The 15,893-nt window shown below is 43.8% G+C and carries 13 protein-coding genes; 9 read left to right on the forward strand and 4 right to left on the reverse strand.

All coding sequences use genetic code 11. The features are described 5' to 3' along the window. Positions 1-68: 68 nt before the first annotated feature. A complete protein-coding gene (locus QV280_RS06560) occupies positions 69-1,121 on the forward strand; it encodes a 3-deoxy-7-phosphoheptulonate synthase (RefSeq protein ID WP_152819892.1) in 1,053 nt (350 codons plus the stop codon). Between the two features lie 10 nt (positions 1,122-1,131). Further along, positions 1,132-1,614 carry a YajQ family cyclic di-GMP-binding protein gene (locus tag QV280_RS06565; protein WP_152819891.1) on the forward strand — a complete coding sequence of 161 codons (483 nt, stop codon included), beginning with the start codon at positions 1,132-1,134 and terminating at the stop codon, positions 1,612-1,614. Between the two features lie 112 nt (positions 1,615-1,726). Here the strand turns inward: QV280_RS06565 and trxC are convergent, their stop codons facing one another. Then, positions 1,727-2,161 (reverse strand): thioredoxin TrxC, encoded by a 435-nt coding sequence (gene trxC, locus QV280_RS06570; protein ID WP_152819890.1) that lies wholly within the window; start codon positions 2,159-2,161, stop codon positions 1,727-1,729. A 47-nt stretch (positions 2,162-2,208) separates the two neighbouring features. Then, complete coding sequence (locus QV280_RS06575) at positions 2,209-3,171, reverse strand: precorrin-2 dehydrogenase/sirohydrochlorin ferrochelatase family protein (RefSeq protein WP_152819889.1); 963 nt, start codon at positions 3,169-3,171, stop codon at positions 2,209-2,211. Positions 3,172-3,613: 442 nt separating this feature from the next. Here QV280_RS06575 and QV280_RS06580 point away from each other — a divergent pair, with 442 nt between their 5' ends. The 6 genes from QV280_RS06580 to QV280_RS06605 all read left to right on the forward strand — a co-directional run bounded on the left by QV280_RS06580 (position 3,614) and on the right by QV280_RS06605 (position 9,078). Further along, a complete protein-coding gene (locus QV280_RS06580) occupies positions 3,614-4,642 on the forward strand; it encodes an amino acid ABC transporter substrate-binding protein (RefSeq protein WP_152819888.1) in 1,029 nt (342 codons plus the stop codon). Positions 4,643-4,713: 71 nt separating this feature from the next. Then, the gene (locus tag QV280_RS06585) at positions 4,714-5,916 is read left to right on the forward strand and encodes an amino acid ABC transporter permease (RefSeq protein WP_152819887.1); all 1,203 of its coding nucleotides are present in this window, start codon (positions 4,714-4,716) and stop codon (positions 5,914-5,916) included. Position 5,917: 1 nt separating this feature from the next. After that, positions 5,918-7,015, forward strand: a complete 1,098-nt coding sequence (locus QV280_RS06590) for an amino acid ABC transporter permease (protein WP_152819886.1) — start codon at positions 5,918-5,920, stop codon at positions 7,013-7,015. Between the two features lie 16 nt (positions 7,016-7,031). After that, on the forward strand, positions 7,032-7,781 hold the full coding sequence (locus QV280_RS06595) for an amino acid ABC transporter ATP-binding protein (RefSeq protein ID WP_023404698.1): 750 nt from the start codon (positions 7,032-7,034) through the stop codon (positions 7,779-7,781). Positions 7,782-7,988: 207 nt separating this feature from the next. Further along, positions 7,989-8,651, forward strand: coding sequence for a Bax inhibitor-1/YccA family protein (locus QV280_RS06600; protein ID WP_021713143.1), 663 nt, complete (start codon positions 7,989-7,991; stop codon positions 8,649-8,651). 97 nt (positions 8,652-8,748) lie between these two features. Continuing rightward, complete coding sequence (locus QV280_RS06605; protein WP_023404699.1) at positions 8,749-9,078, forward strand: TusE/DsrC/DsvC family sulfur relay protein; 330 nt, start codon at positions 8,749-8,751, stop codon at positions 9,076-9,078. Between the two features lie 61 nt (positions 9,079-9,139). Here QV280_RS06605 and yccX read toward each other — a convergent pair whose 3' ends face one another. Further along, the gene (gene yccX, locus QV280_RS06610; RefSeq protein WP_023404700.1) at positions 9,140-9,412 is read right to left on the reverse strand and encodes an acylphosphatase; all 273 of its coding nucleotides are present in this window, start codon (positions 9,410-9,412) and stop codon (positions 9,140-9,142) included. A gap of 151 nt (positions 9,413-9,563) precedes the next feature. Between yccX and QV280_RS06615 the strand changes: the two genes are divergently transcribed. Continuing rightward, positions 9,564-10,751, forward strand: coding sequence for a class I SAM-dependent methyltransferase (locus QV280_RS06615; protein ID WP_023404701.1), 1,188 nt, complete (start codon positions 9,564-9,566; stop codon positions 10,749-10,751). A 56-nt stretch (positions 10,752-10,807) separates the two neighbouring features. Here the strand turns inward: QV280_RS06615 and QV280_RS06620 are convergent, their stop codons facing one another. Then, the gene (locus tag QV280_RS06620) at positions 10,808-15,838 is read right to left on the reverse strand and encodes a hypothetical protein (RefSeq protein ID WP_152819885.1); all 5,031 of its coding nucleotides are present in this window, start codon (positions 15,836-15,838) and stop codon (positions 10,808-10,810) included. Positions 15,839-15,893 lie beyond the last annotated feature (55 nt).

Raw genomic sequence — 15,893 nt, forward strand, 5'->3', positions numbered from 1 at the left:
TGAAGTTTATTCCAACTGATAATTCCGCTATCTTTAGCACAATTTCGAAAGAAGAAGATCTTAAAATTATGTCACTTAAAACCGATGAATTGCGTACCCAACCTCTTGGGCCAATGCCAACGCCTGCAGAATTATCTAATTTACACCCTCTGACGCCAGAGCTTGCTGTTTCAATTAGAGAATCCCGCCAGCAAATTGAACGTATTTTAGATGGTGAAGACAAACGATGCCTAGTTATTGTTGGACCTTGTTCAATCCATGATACTGAAGCTGCACTTGATTACGCTCGCAGACTTGCCGCGCTACAAGAGCAATATAAAGATCAACTATTTATAGTGATGCGTACCTACTTTGAAAAGCCGCGCACCATCATAGGTTGGAAAGGCTTAATTACTGATCCAAATCTGGATGGCTCATACGCCCTTGAAGCAGGCCTACACAAAGCTCGCCAACTGCTGGTCGATATCAATAATCTTGGTCTACCTACCGCCACTGAATTTTTGGATATGGTAACCGGACAATACATTACTGACCTTATCTCGTGGGGCGCTATTGGCGCTCGTACTACCGAATCACAAATTCACCGAGAAATGGCTTCGGCTCTGTCATGCCCTGTAGGCTTTAAAAACGGCACCAACGGTAGCGTAAAAATTGCCATTGATGCAGTGCGTGCTTCAAAAGCATCGCATTACTTCTATTCGCCAGATAAAAATGGCCGTATGACGGTGTATCGCACATCAGGTAACCCACACGGCCACATTATCTTGCGTGGTGGTGACACTGGCCCTAACTTTGATCAGGCATCAATAGAAAAAGCGTGCCATGCACTAGGCGAAGTGGGCTTACCGCAACGTTTAATCGTTGATTTTAGCCACGCTAACTGCCAAAAACAGCACCGCAAACAATTAGACGTTGCCAAAGAGATTGCCTCACAAATTAAATCTGGCAGTCAATATGTGGCAGGTATCATGGCTGAGAGCTTTATCGAAGAAGGCAATCAACCAATGGACGACCTAAACGCATTACAATACGGCAAATCCATTACCGACCCTTGTTTGGGTTGGGAGCACACGATTGAAATGCTTGATATTCTAGCAGACGCTGTTAAAACACAACTTTAAGGAGAATTAGATGCCTTCATTTGACATTGTTTCCGAAGTCGAAACCGTCGACATTCGTCACGCGGTAGAAAACGCAAACCGTGAAATCGCTACCCGTTTTGATTTTAGGGGTGTTCAAGCCAGTTTTGAATATAAAGACGAAACTGTAAAACTCAGCGCTGAAGCGGATTTTCAATTAAAACAAATGCGCGATATTTTACGTGGTAACCTAACTAAACGCAGTGTTGACGTAAACACTATGGATGCGCAAAAACCTGATGCATCAGGTAAAAACTGGTATCAAACGGTTCTCTTTAAACAAGGCATTGATAAAGAGATGGCTAAGAAATTAGTGAAAACCATCAAAGACGCTAAGTTGAAAGTACAAGCCAGTATTCAAGGCGAAAAAGTGCGTATCACAGGTAAAAAGCGTGATGATTTACAATCGGCTATCGCATTAATTAAAAGCTCGGATTTGGGACAACCTTTCCAATACGAAAACTTTAGAGACTAACTCTAAAACTTACTGAGCTTTAAAAAACGAGGGAAATTAATCCCTCGTTTTTTTATGCCTGCTATTTTTGTATCTACTTTTTTTGTATCGGCTATGGCTACGGCATTGTTATTTAATTATTGATAGCTTGATTTAGCCACTGCTCAAATTGAGATTTAGGTAGAGCGCCGTTCACTGAATCCACTACTTTGCCTTCTTTAAACACCATGACAGTAGGAATACTGCGGATCCCATATTGCGCGCCCAATGCTTGCTGAGATTCCGTATCGATTTTAACAAAGCGTAATTGCCCTGCTCGCTCAGTTGCAACCGCTGAGAACACAGGCGCAAAGCCGACACATGGATTGCACCAAGGTGCCCAGAAATCCACTACAACAGGCACTTTACTATTGATCAGCGTGGCAAAATTATCACTGGTGCCTTCAATCGGTGCCCCGTCAAGCAGTTGGGTTTGGCATTTTCCGCACTTTGGGCTCTCAGAGACTCGCTCTGTTGGAACGCGGTTTAAACCATGACACGATGGACAACGAGTTTTAAACGATGACATATTTTCCTCGATTGGTTATTTTTCTGGTTAACAGTGCAACAATAAACTTACTTTTGTTCTAGCGGCTGACGCGCATAAGAAAGTACCTCAACAGTGCCACAGCACAGTGATAATTCAGACTGTAAAGCTTTGCTCATAGACGGCAATAACACCACTACCGCACTATTATTGTTTTGCTCTTTTTCTAACAAGACTTTTAACTCCGACACCTCTTTCCAACTCTCACGCTGCGCATCACGGCGAGAACTGTCTATATATACAGTACCTATAGATTGATGATACAAAACCATTTCTGATGCCTGCATCAAGCGCAGTGCTTTTAAGGTTAGCATTTCAAAATCGTTGCCCGTTTCAATCCAAGTGACCGAATAAGCAGGTTCAAAATTATGCTCGTCGAGCATTTGTTCGTAACACGATTGCAGTGAATGAGTTGAAGTCGCCGCCTTCACCCTATTATCTTCGAAAAAGCATTCCCAAAACAAACGTCTTTGAGTGACATCGGATAATTTGGATTTGATATCATTGCGTTTACTGGTGGCAAAATCGGCCAGTAAACCCAGATTTTGTGGCAATACAGCCTCAAAGGTGCGTCTTAAGTTACGGATAAGAACTGGAGAGCCGCCACCACTAGAAAAGGCGACTTGTATTCGTCCTCTGGTGATCATTGAAGGGGTAATGAAATCACAATGCTCAGTGTCGTCCACAACATTAACCATAATGCCAGCTAATTTGGCGTCACGATGCACGCGATGGTTAAGTTCAGGGTTATCTGTGGTCGCCCAAATTTGCACGAACTCATCAATTAAATGCTCTTGATAAAAGCCTTTGATCCAGCTGATTTTCTTATCTTGCGCTAATGTCGCTAAAAACGGCTCAAGCCTTGGAGATACCACAGAAACATACGCTCCCGCCTTCAACAAACTTTCAATTTTTCGACTGGCGACTTCCCCACCACCCACCACCAGCACCGGCTTATGAAGTAAATCGTAATATAGAGGGAAATAACGCATTCTCGTCCTTTTCTGTTAACAAAATCATCCGTTGAAATTCACTAAATTGGTGCAGTACATTGCCAGTAAAAACTTTTGCTCAGCTAATTACTCTGATATTCACTCTTAACTGGTGAATTCAGTATGCTTTGAGCATAAAAGCAGTGATAACAACTGCCTTTATGAAATATCACATGTAATCTAACTGATTAACCAAAGTTAAACAATGCTGCACTATTTACAAACTAGCAACATTTAGTCATTCTAGAGTAGTGAATTAGGTGTACCTCATAATTTGCAATTAATTGAGATACTTAGAAACCTAAACTACTTTGTATTAGGGCAAGGAAAATATGCCCCAATTTGGTGATTCATACAATCGATTTTACATTCAATGTAAAGATGCAAACCACGATGAATCATGCATCACCACCCATGGACTATACAGAAAGGAAACAAATAGATGGCGAATAAACTCACAATTCTAGCTTCCGTAGTAGCTGCTTCAACTGCTGTAATGGCCACTTCAGCCTCAGCAGCCGATAGCACGCTAGACAAAGTTTTAGCATCTGGCTCACTCACCTGTGGTGTGAGTACTGGCCTGCCAGGCTTTTCTAACCCTAACTCTAAGGGACAATGGGAAGGGATTGATGTTGAATATTGTCAAGCAGTGGCAGCTGCTGTGCTTGGTGACAAAACAAAAGTGAAATATGTTCCTCTAACCGCAAAAGAGCGTTTCACTGCCCTACAATCTGGTGAAATTGATGTATTGTCACGTAACACTACGTGGACACAACATCGTGATACCGCGCTTGGTCTGAACTTTGTCGGCGTAAACTACTACGATGGACAAGGCTTTATGGTTAAAAAAGACCTAGGCGTAATGAGTGCTAAAGAACTTGACGGCGCGGCTGTTTGTGTTCAATCAGGTACTACCACAGAGCTAAACCTTGCCGATTACTTCCGCGCTAGTGGCATGAAGTACAAGCCAGTGGTATTTGATACAGCGGCACAAACATCGGCAGGTTTCGACGCTGGTCGCTGTGACGTTCTTACCACTGACCAATCTGGACTTTACGCGCTGCGCCTAAATCTTAAAGACCCTTCTTCTGCGGTCGTATTGCCAGAAATTATTTCTAAAGAGCCTTTAGGCCCTGTTGTTCGTCAAGGCGACGACAAGTGGTTTAACGTGGCGAAGTGGACACTAAATGCGATGATCAATGCCGAAGAATATGGCATCACATCGAAAAATGCCGATGAAATGTTGAAATCATCAGATCCAAACGTAAAACGTATTCTAGGTGTTGATGGACCAAAAGGTACTGCTTTAGGTCTTAAAGACGACTGGGGCTACCAAGTCATTAAACAAGTGGGTAACTACGGTGAGAGTTTTGAGCGCACTGTAGGTACAGGTTCACCTCTACAAATTACTCGTGGTGTAAACGCACTATGGAATGCAGGTGGCTTTATGTACGCGCCTCCAATGCGCTAATCCTGTCTTTGTAACCTAAGGGTGGCCTCGCCGCCCTTTTGTTTAAATGGATTTAATTAAAGGTTAGTTGTATGACCCCACCAAAAATAACCCCAACTGAACCCAGTTCAGGAAACAAGAGCTCAAACCTTCTGTATAACCCGACCTTTCGCGCCGTCGCCTTTCAGGTCATCGCTGTATTAGGTCTAGTTTGGTTTTTCTACACCATTGTCAACAATGCTTTGAGCAACCTTGACGCACGTGGTATTGCAACCGGATTCGATTTTCTTTCCAAAGAAGCCGGATTTGGTATTGGTCTTCACCTTGTCGATTACGATGAAACGTACAGTTATGGACGCACTTTCGTCGTCGGTCTATTAAATACCGCGCTAGTTTCAGCGTTAGGTATTGTATTTGCAACCATCCTTGGCTTTATCATGGGTATTGCCCGCTTATCCAGTAATTGGTTGGTCAGTCGCCTAGCGGCAATTTACATCGAAGTGTTCCGTAATATCCCGTTATTACTGCAAATTTTCTTCTGGTATTTTGCGGTATTGCAGGCACTGCCTTCTCCACGTCAAAGTTTAAGTTTAGGTGAAGCGGTCTTCTTGAACGTTCGCGGTCTATTTTTCCCCGCGCCCGTGTTTAATGAAGGCAGCTCATTGGTTGTCGCAGCCTTTGCCTTGGCCGTTATAGCCTCAGTTGTGATTGCTATTTGGGCGAAAAACAAACAGAAACTCACAGGACAACAAACACCTGTTGGTCGTATCTCCCTTGCTCTAATCCTTGGCCTAACCGCTATTACCTACTTTATGACAGGTATGCCTATTACCGCTGAGTTCCCCGAATTAAAAGGGTTTAACTTCAGAGGTGGCATAAGCATTATTCCTGAACTAGCGGCATTAACATTAGCGCTGAGTATTTATACCGCCTCATTTATCGCGGAGATTGTGCGCTCAGGTATTAACGCGGTTAGTCATGGGCAAACAGAAGCGGCAATGTCATTAGGTTTACCTCGCAGTCGCACTTTGCGCCTAGTGGTCATTCCTCAAGCACTGCGAATCATTATTCCGCCTTTAACCAGTCAATACTTGAACTTGACCAAAAACTCCTCCCTTGCGATGGCCATTGGTTACCCTGATTTGGTATCGGTTTTTGCCGGTACAACGTTAAACCAAACCGGACAAGCGATAGAGATTATTGCAATGACAATGGGCGTTTACCTCACCTTGAGTCTGCTGACTTCTCTTGTGATGAATATCTACAACAAGAAAGTTGCATTGGTGGAGAGATAATATGAGTACACATCAATTTCAACCCGATCTGCCACCACCGTCAAACTCTGTCGGTGTCGTTGGGTGGATGAAGAAAAATCTGTTTAGCACCCCGCTAAATTCGATTGTTTCTATTATTTTGGCCTATATCGCGTTTCTGTTAATCAGCCAGACCATCAGTTGGGCGTTTATCAATGCCGATTGGATTGGCACAACCCGTGATGACTGCACCAGTGCAGGTGCATGCTGGGTGTTTATTAGTGTTCGCTGGGAACAATTCATGTATGGGTTTTACCCAGAAGCTGAATTGTGGCGCCCGCGCCTATTTTACGCCACATTGGCAATTTTCATTGCGGCGTTAATATATGAAAAAACTCCGAAACGCACTTGGATATGGCTATTTTTCGTCAATATCTATCCATTTATTATTGCCGTTTTATTGTACGGCGGTGTATTTGGCTTAGAAGTCGTTGAAACCCATAAATGGGGTGGCTTGTTAGTTACACTGATTATCGCTTTAGTCGGTATCGTGGTATCACTACCTATTGGTGTGATATTAGCCCTAGGTCGACGCTCTGAAATGCCTATCATACGCAGTATGTGTACTGTATATATCGAAGTATGGCGTGGCGTACCACTGATTACCGTACTCTTTATGGCCTCGGTCATGTTGCCCCTGTTTCTTTCCGAGGGTATGCAAACCGATAAGCTCATTCGTGCGCTGGTGGGTGTGGTGCTATTTAGCGCCGCTTATATGGCAGAAGTGGTTCGCGGCGGCTTGCAAGCAATCCCAAGCGGACAATATGAAGCCGCAGACGCGTTAGGGCTCTCATATTGGAAGAAAATGCGTTTAATCATTCTTCCACAAGCGCTTAAAATCACCATTCCATCGATTGTGAATACTTTTATTGGCTTATTTAAAGACACCAGTTTAGTACTCATTATCGGTATGTTTGATGTACTGGGTATTGGTCAATCAGCGAATACTGACCCTGAATGGCTAGGTTTTGCTATCGAAAGTTATGTATTTGTCGCGTTAGTGTTCTGGGTATTTTGTTTTGGCATGTCGAGGTATTCGATATGGCTAGAGAACAAACTTCACACCGGTCACAAACGATAATTATCAAGGACGTATTATGACGCAACAACAAGATTACATGATCCAATTAGAGGACATGAACAAGTGGTACGGTGAGTTTCACGTACTAAAGAACATCAACCTAAGCGTTAAAAAAGGCGAAAAGATCGTAATTTGTGGCCCTTCTGGCTCAGGTAAATCAACGATGATTCGTTGTATTAACCGTTTGGAAGAGCATCAAAAAGGCCATATTTTTGTTTCTGGTACTGAACTGACTGAAGATCTTAAAAACATCGAAGCGGTTCGCCGAGAAGTGGGCATGTGTTTTCAGCACTTCAACTTATTCCCGCACCTTACCGTGCTAGAAAACTGCACTCTTGCGCCAATTTGGGTGAAAAAAATGCCTAAAGAAGAAGCTGATGCTGTGGCGATGAAGTATTTAGAGCGCGTAAAAATCCCAGATCAAGCGGATAAATACCCAGGCCAATTGTCTGGTGGACAACAGCAACGTGTGGCGATTGCACGCTCTTTGTGTATGAACCCTCAAGTGATGCTGTTTGATGAGCCAACCTCTGCGCTCGACCCTGAAATGGTACGTGAAGTGCTGGATGTAATGGTTGAGCTGGCTGATGAAGGGATGACCATGCTGTGTGTGACCCATGAAATGGGCTTTGCCAAAGAGGTGGCCGATAGAGTGATCTTTATGGATGCGGGCGAAATCATTGAAGAAAATAATCCAATCGATTTCTTTGAAAACCCGCAGTCAGATCGCACTCAGAACTTCTTATCGCAAATATTGCACCACTAATTCAATATTTGACGTAAAATAAAGGGTAGCACTGCTGCCCTTTTTTACGTGAATAGAGAAGCCGTTTACCGTTAGTTACACTTTACGGTTCACTCGGTAACACAATTTGCTTACTATCAGGGGGGCGTAGGCGAACGCTGTACTTGAAAAATTGAACTTTTCGCCACATATATATACTAATTATTTAAAGGTCTTTTGAGGAACACTATGAACAGTCCATTGGTATCACGCACTCGCACCCAAGAAAGTGTGCTGCAAACCAACAAGGTTTTGCGTAACACCTATTTCTTGTTATCACTAACATTGCTTTGGTCTGCTGTAGTAGCGGGCGTTTCTATGGCTATGAACCTACCCCGTCCAGGCCTAATCATCATGCTAGTTGGTTTCTACGGTCTACTGTTCTTAACTGAAAAGAACCGTAACAACAGCATGGGCTTAGTTTTCACTTTCCTATTCACCGGCTTCTTAGGCTATACCACAGGTCCAATCCTAAACATGTACATTGGTGCAGGTATGGGTGACACCATTGTGACCGCACTTGGTGGCACAGCACTGGCCTTTATGAGCGCATCAGCTTACGCACTAACCACTAAACGTGACCTATCTTTCCTAGGTGGCCTATTAATGGCTGGTTTTGTGGTTCTTTTAATCGGTATGGTAGCGAACATCTTCCTACAAATGCCTATGATTCACCTAGCAATGAGCGGCATGTTTGTATTGTTCTCAACTGGTGCAATCTTGCTAACAACACAGCAAATCGTTCGCGGTGGTGAGACTAACTACATCTCGGCAACAATCACCCTATACGTTTCAATCTACAACCTATTCATCAGCCTACTTAGTATCCTAGGTATCATGAATAACGATTAATATTGATTAATCTTTGCCTTATTAAGCCCGCACTAGTTGCGGGCTTTTTATTTTTTAATGATAATTCAAGCAATGATGTATCACTTAGGAACAGGCTATGTTTGAATTCAACGGCAAAAACATAGAAACAGACGCTCAAGGCTATCTACTTAATTTTAAAGATTGGGAAGAAGGCATGATTGCGATTTTAGCAGAGCAAGAAGGCATTGAGCTTACCCCTGCGCATCTAGAGGTTGTACACTTTGTGCGAGACTTCTACTTAGAATTTAACACCTCGCCTGCGGTGCGCATGCTAGTCAAAGCCATCGAAAAAGCGCACGGCCCAGAAAAAGGCAACAGCAAATACCTTTTCAAACTGTTTAAACAAGGCCCAGCGAAGCAAGCAACTAAACTGGCGGGTTTACCTAAACCTGCAAAATGTTTGTAAGAGTGCTTGGGTTTGGTTTGGTTTGGTTTGGTTTGGTTTGGCAGCGCTTTGTATTGAGCACCTATAAAATATCAAAGCCTGCGTAATGCTTAAATTCTGCCTCAGATGCGATGCAACTTTCCACTGAGGCCGTTCTTGGCCCTACTTTTAACCACTGTGCCAACTGCTCGACTTGCTCCTTTGCGCCGCACGCGAACACTTCCACACTGCCATCATTTAAATTCTTCGCATATCCCGTTAAACCAAGCTTTAAACCTTGATGGGCGGTGTGATAACGAAAACCAACCATTTGCACTGTGCCTGAGACTAGAAATTTTCGGCAAACTGATGACATAACTGCTCCTTGCTTCTGTTAAACAGACTGGTGAAATAGACAGGTAAAACAAACTTATTTGCAATGATGACAAGTATAATCGTTTCTAATTTGCTTTTACTGAGTTGTTACACGACAATGTCACAAAATTTTCTTTGAGACTTACATTTTTATGAGCGCATCTATCAAACTAGCGAAAGGCCGAGACAAATCTGTCCGTCGTCGTCACCCTTGGATTTTTTCTAGAGGTATTGAAACGGTTACCGGCGATCCACAACTGGGTGATACGGTAGATGTGTTTGCACACAATGGTCAATGGTTAGCAAAAGCCGCCTACTCTCCTAACTCGCAAATCCGCGCTCGCATTTGGAGCTTTACCAAAAAAGAGATCGACACGGCATTCTTTATTGAGCGCATTCAACAAGCGCAAATGCTAAGAGAAGAATGCATCGCCCAAGGTGCGCTGACTGGCTACCGCTTGATTGCCGCTGAGTCAGACTCAATGCCCGGCGTAACCATAGATAAGTATCAAGATTACTTGGTTTGTCAGCTTTTAAGCGCGGGCGCAGAAAAACAAAAACAACACATTGTTGAAGCGCTCAAACACTGCTTCCCTGAGTGCTCTATTTACGAGCGCTCCGATGTTGCCGTGCGTAAAAAAGAAGGCTTAGAAGAAACTACCGGGCTATTGCATGGCACTGAGCCTAACGAACCTATCGTGATTGAAGAAAATGGCGTTAAAATTCAAGTTGATATTAAAACAGGTCATAAGACAGGCTTTTATCTTGATCAACGTGACAGCCGTCAACACTCAATGAAATACGTTAAAGGTAAGCAAGTTTTAAACTGCTTCTCGTACACTGGCGGGTTTGGTCTATACGCGCTTAAAGCAGGCGCTGAGCGTGTTATCAATGTGGACGTATCACAACCGGCACTTGATATCGCAAAACAAAATGCAGAGCTCAATGGCTTTAACATCAAAAAAGCGGTATTTCTGAATGCAGATGTATTTAAAATACTGCGTGAATATCGTGACCAAGGTACTCAGTTTGACGTAGTTATCATGGATCCACCGAAAATGGTTAGCTCGAAGAGCAACCTAACCAGTGGCGCTCGTGGTTATAAAGATCTCAATATGCTGGCTATCCAAATACTCAAACCTGGTGGCACTTTGCTGACTTATTCTTGCTCAGGGCTAATGGAGTCAGGTTTATTCCAAAAAATTATTGCCGATGCTGCGCTAGATGCCGGTCGTGAAGTGAAATTTGTGGAATCCTTTACTCAAGCAAGCGATCACTTGTTTGATACGGCTTACCCGGAAGGTTTATACCTGAAAGGTTTCGCGGCAAAAGTCGTTTAACGCATAAAATTAAAGGCCTGCTCCTGATAAAAAGTGCAGGTCTTTATTTTCAATCATTACATGTCATTCGCTTTTACAATCAGCTGATTTAAGATCTCTGACGCATCAAAACTGCCATTATTGGCAATTGAATCTCCAAGCTGCTCTCTTGCATCCTGAATGACGATAGTTTGTGTGCCACCTTCATGATCTATACCTAAAGTGACATCATCTCCTACCACATTAACCTCAATTTTATTGAGTAGTTCATCAATACTGTCGCTTTGAGTTGGCTCTAAAATATCATTGAGCACAATACCGTCTTCACCGACCGAAAAATCTTGGATTAGGTCGGTACTATTATCGAGTATCTCACTTTTCCAAATGAAGTTGTCTTGCTCTGATGTGCCTTGCAAAATATCATCACCTAAGCCTGCCATGATTTCATTAACAGAATCAGTAAACACTCTATTTTGTGCAATCACTGGGCCATCAATAATGGTCACATCAATTTCATCTTGTGACTCTTTCGGCGAGCCAATACTTGCCTCAACAAGATGCAAAGTAAACGTCTCTTCATCTTCAATCTGACTATCTGCGCTTGCGGCTACTTCAATAGAAAGTAAGCCGTCATCAGAATTTCCGCGGCCCACCACGATTTCAGAGCCAGATACATTTTGTACGGTGACTTCTATCTCGCCATCACTATTTACCAAAGAGTTGTAGGTGTAATCAGCTGAAGTACTAAGGTTTAACTCAAAATCTTGCGCTGTTAGCCCTTCACTAAACCCAATCAAGGCAAACGTAAATGTAAGTGATGCGCCAGAGGCAAGCCTTACTGTTCCCCCTTCCAGAAGTTTAATTGCTATTGGGCCACTGATTTGTCCTTCGGTCACAGACAAGCCATTTTTTGGGGTTAATCCCCATGCTCCGTTATTATCATTGTCATTGTCACCATCGTCACCGTCTTCTGGGTCTAAAACGGGCTCAGAATAAATAACCAATGGTAAAACGATGGACTTGCTCGCGCTATCACCGTTGCTATTTTCAGTTGCGGTTGCGGTCACCTCAACTGAATAATGTCCCGCTTCAGGTACGTTTGCTTTTAAACTCGATAGTTCAAAACCCGATACATCGGCCTTACCGTCACTACCAACAAGATAAGAGTTACCTAAATCATCTTTTATTAGCGTCCCTTCTACCAGACCGCTTAATTCAACAGTGAGTGATTCACTACCATCAGTATCGTTTAAGCTTGCGCTGATATCCCATAGTTCAACGAAAGTATCTACCTCACCAAAGGCATCACTCGATTCTAAAATAAGGTTATCAATCAATGCACCATAGCTATTAGAGTCTGTCGATTGAAGTAATAGGCGGTAACTACCTTCACTATCGGAGGGTAATGAGAGCTGAATATCTCTTTCCCAACTGTTATCTGTTGGCCTAAATTCATACAAGGTTACGGCTTGCTCCATAACTGGTTGGCCTTGTTCATCCAGTTTTACCCAAATGACATCTAAATCGCTGTCACCGTTAGCCCAACGACGCGCAGCAACATCAAAGGTGAAACTGTAATAACGCCCTTCTGTGACCTGAATATCGGTAAATATTGAGTTATCACCTCTATCTCCTTCGATCTCCATTACCAAATTAGTTTTGCTCGCCCCTTTGCGGTAAACGGACTCTTTACCGATTTCAACTTTGTTGTCGTCGTTGGCATACCAAGTCCCTAATGTATTTTCACCAAACACATCACTTATATCGATATTTGAACTCCAATTGCGTCTTCCTAGATCTGTATCCTGAAAATCAATAGACGCTTCAGTTTTGTCGTTCGCCACTAACAGATTCGGCATATCCGCTACAGCGGCAATATCAATCGATAAACTCTCTGTGCTGCTTTCTTTATCGCCATCACTGACAGAAAATAAAAACGACGCGTAATCTGATTTGAGATTGCCAAGGCCAGACACATCAAAATCGTCATCGCCCGATTCATTCTCATCCGGAACAAATCTAAATTCTCCTGCAACAATCTTGGTACTTAATATCGAATCGCCGACGCTGACATCAGACCATTCTCCTTCGATGTAAATTTGAAGCACGCCATCGAGAGGCAATGATTTAACCACAACTGACAGGCTGTCTTGCGAAGTGTCCGCATCATTTGCTCCGAAATCAGCCCATTGAAATATAACAGCACTATCTTCCAGACAACTCACTGACCCGCTGCTCGCTATCGGGGCATCATTGATAGTCATCAAGGCCGTGTCTGTGGTTGTTGCTTTGTTTCCATCAATATCGATACTGTTTGCTGTAACGGTTAATACACCTTCATCTAAACCAGCGACGTCAATATTGGTCACCGTGTAATACCCCATATCATTTAATGATATCTGGGAAGCTTGGATAACGATTTGATTGTTACTACTGTCCGTTATAATGAGTGACTCTAGCGCTTTACCACCTTCACCTAAGTATCCGCTGATAGTTGCAGTTTCAGTTTCACCGTTGATCACTTCTTCGCCGTTGTTATCGGTTAAAGCAACCGATGGCGGCGTGATGTCCATGCCTTCGTCATCGCTGTCGCCGCCATAGGTGTAATCTTTCTCGGCGGTGTCGCTGACCATAGCGGTATTGCCATCAGTATCAATGCTGTTGGCTGTTACGGTCAGTTTGCCATCGGCGAGTTCGTCTACATTGATGTTGGTGACGGTGTAGTTGCCATTGCCGTCAAATTGGATATCTTCTGCTGGGATAACCAGTTCTTTACCGTTCACATCAGTAATGATTAATGATTCGAGGGATGTACTGCCTTCGCCAAGGTAACCGGTGATCGTGCCCGTTTCACCCTCACCGTTGATCACTTCTTCGCCGTTGTTATCGGTTAAAGCAACCGATGGTGGCGTGATGTCTATGCCTTCATCATCGCTGTCGCCGCCATAGGTGTAATCTTTCTCGGCGGTGTCCGTGACCATCGCGGTATTGCCATCAGCATCAATGCTGTTGGCTGTTACGGTCAGTTTGCCATCGGCGAGTTCGTCTACATTAATGTTGGTGACGGTATAGTTGCCATTGCCGTCAAATTGGATATCTTCAGGTGGGATCACCAGTTCTTTGCCGTTAACATCAGTAATGATTAATGATTCAAGGGATGTATTGCCTTCGCCAAGGTAGCCGGTGATCGTGCCCGTTTCACCTTCACCGTTGATCACTTCTTCGCCGTTGTTATCGGTTAAAGCAACCGATGGCGGTGTGATGTCTGTGCCTTCATCATCGGTGTCGCCGCCATAGGTGTAATCTTTTTCGGCGGTGTCGCTGACCATAGCGGTATTGCCATCAGCATCAATGCTGTTGGCTGTTACGGTCAGTTTGCCATCGGCGAGTTCGTCTACATTGATGTTGGTGACGGTATAGTTGCCGTTGCCGTCAAATTGGATATCTTCTGCTGGGATAACCAGTTCTTTACCGTTCACATCAGTAATGATTAATGATTCAAGGGTTGTGTTGCCTTCACCAAGGTAGCCTGTGATCGTGCCCGTTTCACCCTCACCGTTAATGACTTCTTCGCCGTTGTTATCGGTTAAAGCAACCGATGGCGGCGTAATGTCCGTGCCTTCATCATCGGTGTCGCCGCCATAGGTGTAATCTTTTTCGGCGGTGTCGCTGACCATAGCGGTATTGCCATCAGCATCAATGCTGTTGGCTGTTACGGTCAGTTTGCCATCGGCGAGTTCGTCTACATTGATGTTGTTGACGGTGTAATTGCCATTGCCGTCATACTGGATATCTTCAGGTGGGATAACCAATTCTTTACCGTTCACATCAGTAATGATTAATGATTCAAGGGATGTATTGCCTTCGCCAAGGTAGCCTGTGATCGTGCCCGTTTCACCCTCACCGTTGATGACTTCTTCGCCGTTGTTATCGGTTAAAGCAACCGATGGCAGCGTGATGTCTGTGCCTTCATCATCGGTGTCATCACCATAGGTGTAATCTTTTTCGGCGGTGTCGCTGACCATAGCGGTATTGCCATCAGCATCAATGCTGTTGGCTGTTACGGTCAGTTTGCCATCGGCGAGTTCGTCTACATTGATGTTGGTGACGGTGTAATTGCCGTTGCCGTCAAATTGGATATCTTCTGCTGGGATAACCAGTTCTTTATCGTTCACATCAGTAATGATTAATGATTCAAGGGATGTATTGCCTTCGCCAAGGTAGCCTGTGATCGTGCCCGTTTCACCCTCACCGTTGATGACTTCTTCGCCGTTGTTATCGGTCAACGACACTTCCGGTTGTGTTACACCGTCACTATTAAAATCATCGCCATAGGTAAAGTCTTTCTCAACCGAATCACTAACTTCAACAATGTTTCCGTTCCCGTCAGTGCTGATAGCAATAACCGTTAATTCACCATCCTCTAGCATGCCAACATCAACACCTTCAATTGTGTATTGCCCGTTTTCATCAATCCTTATCAAGGATACATCGATGATAATTTGCGTATCGTTAACATCGGAAATAATTAATGAATCCAAACCAGTGGCACCACCTGCGACAACGCCATTAATGGTCGCAGTTTCACCTTCTCCATTTATCACTTCTTCGCCGTTATTATCAGAAATCGATACACTACCTTGCGATAAAACTGTAACGACTTGCTCAACAAACTGAGCGATCGCATCAGCTTGTTCAAAAGTAAATGAGGAGGGAAATACACCTTCGGTTTGAAAGTCAGTTACGGCAATAGTTTGTGCTCCATCTCTGGCAACAGCACCTGTGGTTGTCAAGCTTGAACCATCTTCTTCTTCGGAGAGTAACTCATCTTGCGGGTTAGTATCCCTGTCTTGATTTAATGCATTTACTACACCTTGAATACCTGCTTGAGCATTCACTGAGTCCACGCTGCCCTGATTGGCAATAGAGACACGCAACTCACTCACAATATCTTCGGGAACAATCAGTGGATTACTGCCAACAGAAACGATGACATCTCCTTCTTGGGGGATATAACCTTGCGCTGCAACTTTAAGGTTGCCTTGTGCATCGATGATTAACCAGGCGTCACCAAATACAACGTCGTTAGCAAATGAGATACTGTCCATGTGTACTCCTTGGCCCAATTTATATTGTGGCCTGTATTTATCAGTTAGATCTTCC

It is taken from the genome of Vibrio sp. B1Z05 (assembly GCF_052955985.1).

What these genes read in the sequence shown, in the direction of transcription:
- QV280_RS06600 (WP_021713143.1), top strand. Translation starts at nt 7,989, where the DNA reads ATGAACAGTCCATTGGTATCACGCACTCGCACCCAAGAAAGTGTGCTG.
- QV280_RS06580 (WP_152819888.1), top strand. Translation starts at nt 3,614, where the DNA reads ATGGCGAATAAACTCACAATTCTAGCTTCCGTAGTAGCTGCTTCAACT.
- QV280_RS06620 (WP_152819885.1), bottom strand. Translation starts at nt 15,838, where the DNA reads ATGGACAGTATCTCATTTGCTAACGACGTTGTATTTGGTGACGCCTGG.
- QV280_RS06585 (WP_152819887.1), top strand. Translation starts at nt 4,714, where the DNA reads ATGACCCCACCAAAAATAACCCCAACTGAACCCAGTTCAGGAAACAAG.
- QV280_RS06565 (WP_152819891.1), top strand. Translation starts at nt 1,132, where the DNA reads ATGCCTTCATTTGACATTGTTTCCGAAGTCGAAACCGTCGACATTCGT.
- QV280_RS06605 (WP_023404699.1), top strand. Translation starts at nt 8,749, where the DNA reads ATGTTTGAATTCAACGGCAAAAACATAGAAACAGACGCTCAAGGCTAT.
- QV280_RS06615 (WP_023404701.1), top strand. Translation starts at nt 9,564, where the DNA reads ATGAGCGCATCTATCAAACTAGCGAAAGGCCGAGACAAATCTGTCCGT.
- QV280_RS06560 (WP_152819892.1), top strand. Translation starts at nt 69, where the DNA reads ATGTCACTTAAAACCGATGAATTGCGTACCCAACCTCTTGGGCCAATG.
- QV280_RS06595 (WP_023404698.1), top strand. Translation starts at nt 7,032, where the DNA reads ATGACGCAACAACAAGATTACATGATCCAATTAGAGGACATGAACAAG.
- yccX (WP_023404700.1), bottom strand. Translation starts at nt 9,412, where the DNA reads ATGTCATCAGTTTGCCGAAAATTTCTAGTCTCAGGCACAGTGCAAATG.
- trxC (WP_152819890.1), bottom strand. Translation starts at nt 2,161, where the DNA reads ATGTCATCGTTTAAAACTCGTTGTCCATCGTGTCATGGTTTAAACCGC.
- QV280_RS06590 (WP_152819886.1), top strand. Translation starts at nt 5,918, where the DNA reads ATGAGTACACATCAATTTCAACCCGATCTGCCACCACCGTCAAACTCT.
- QV280_RS06575 (WP_152819889.1), bottom strand. Translation starts at nt 3,171, where the DNA reads ATGCGTTATTTCCCTCTATATTACGATTTACTTCATAAGCCGGTGCTG.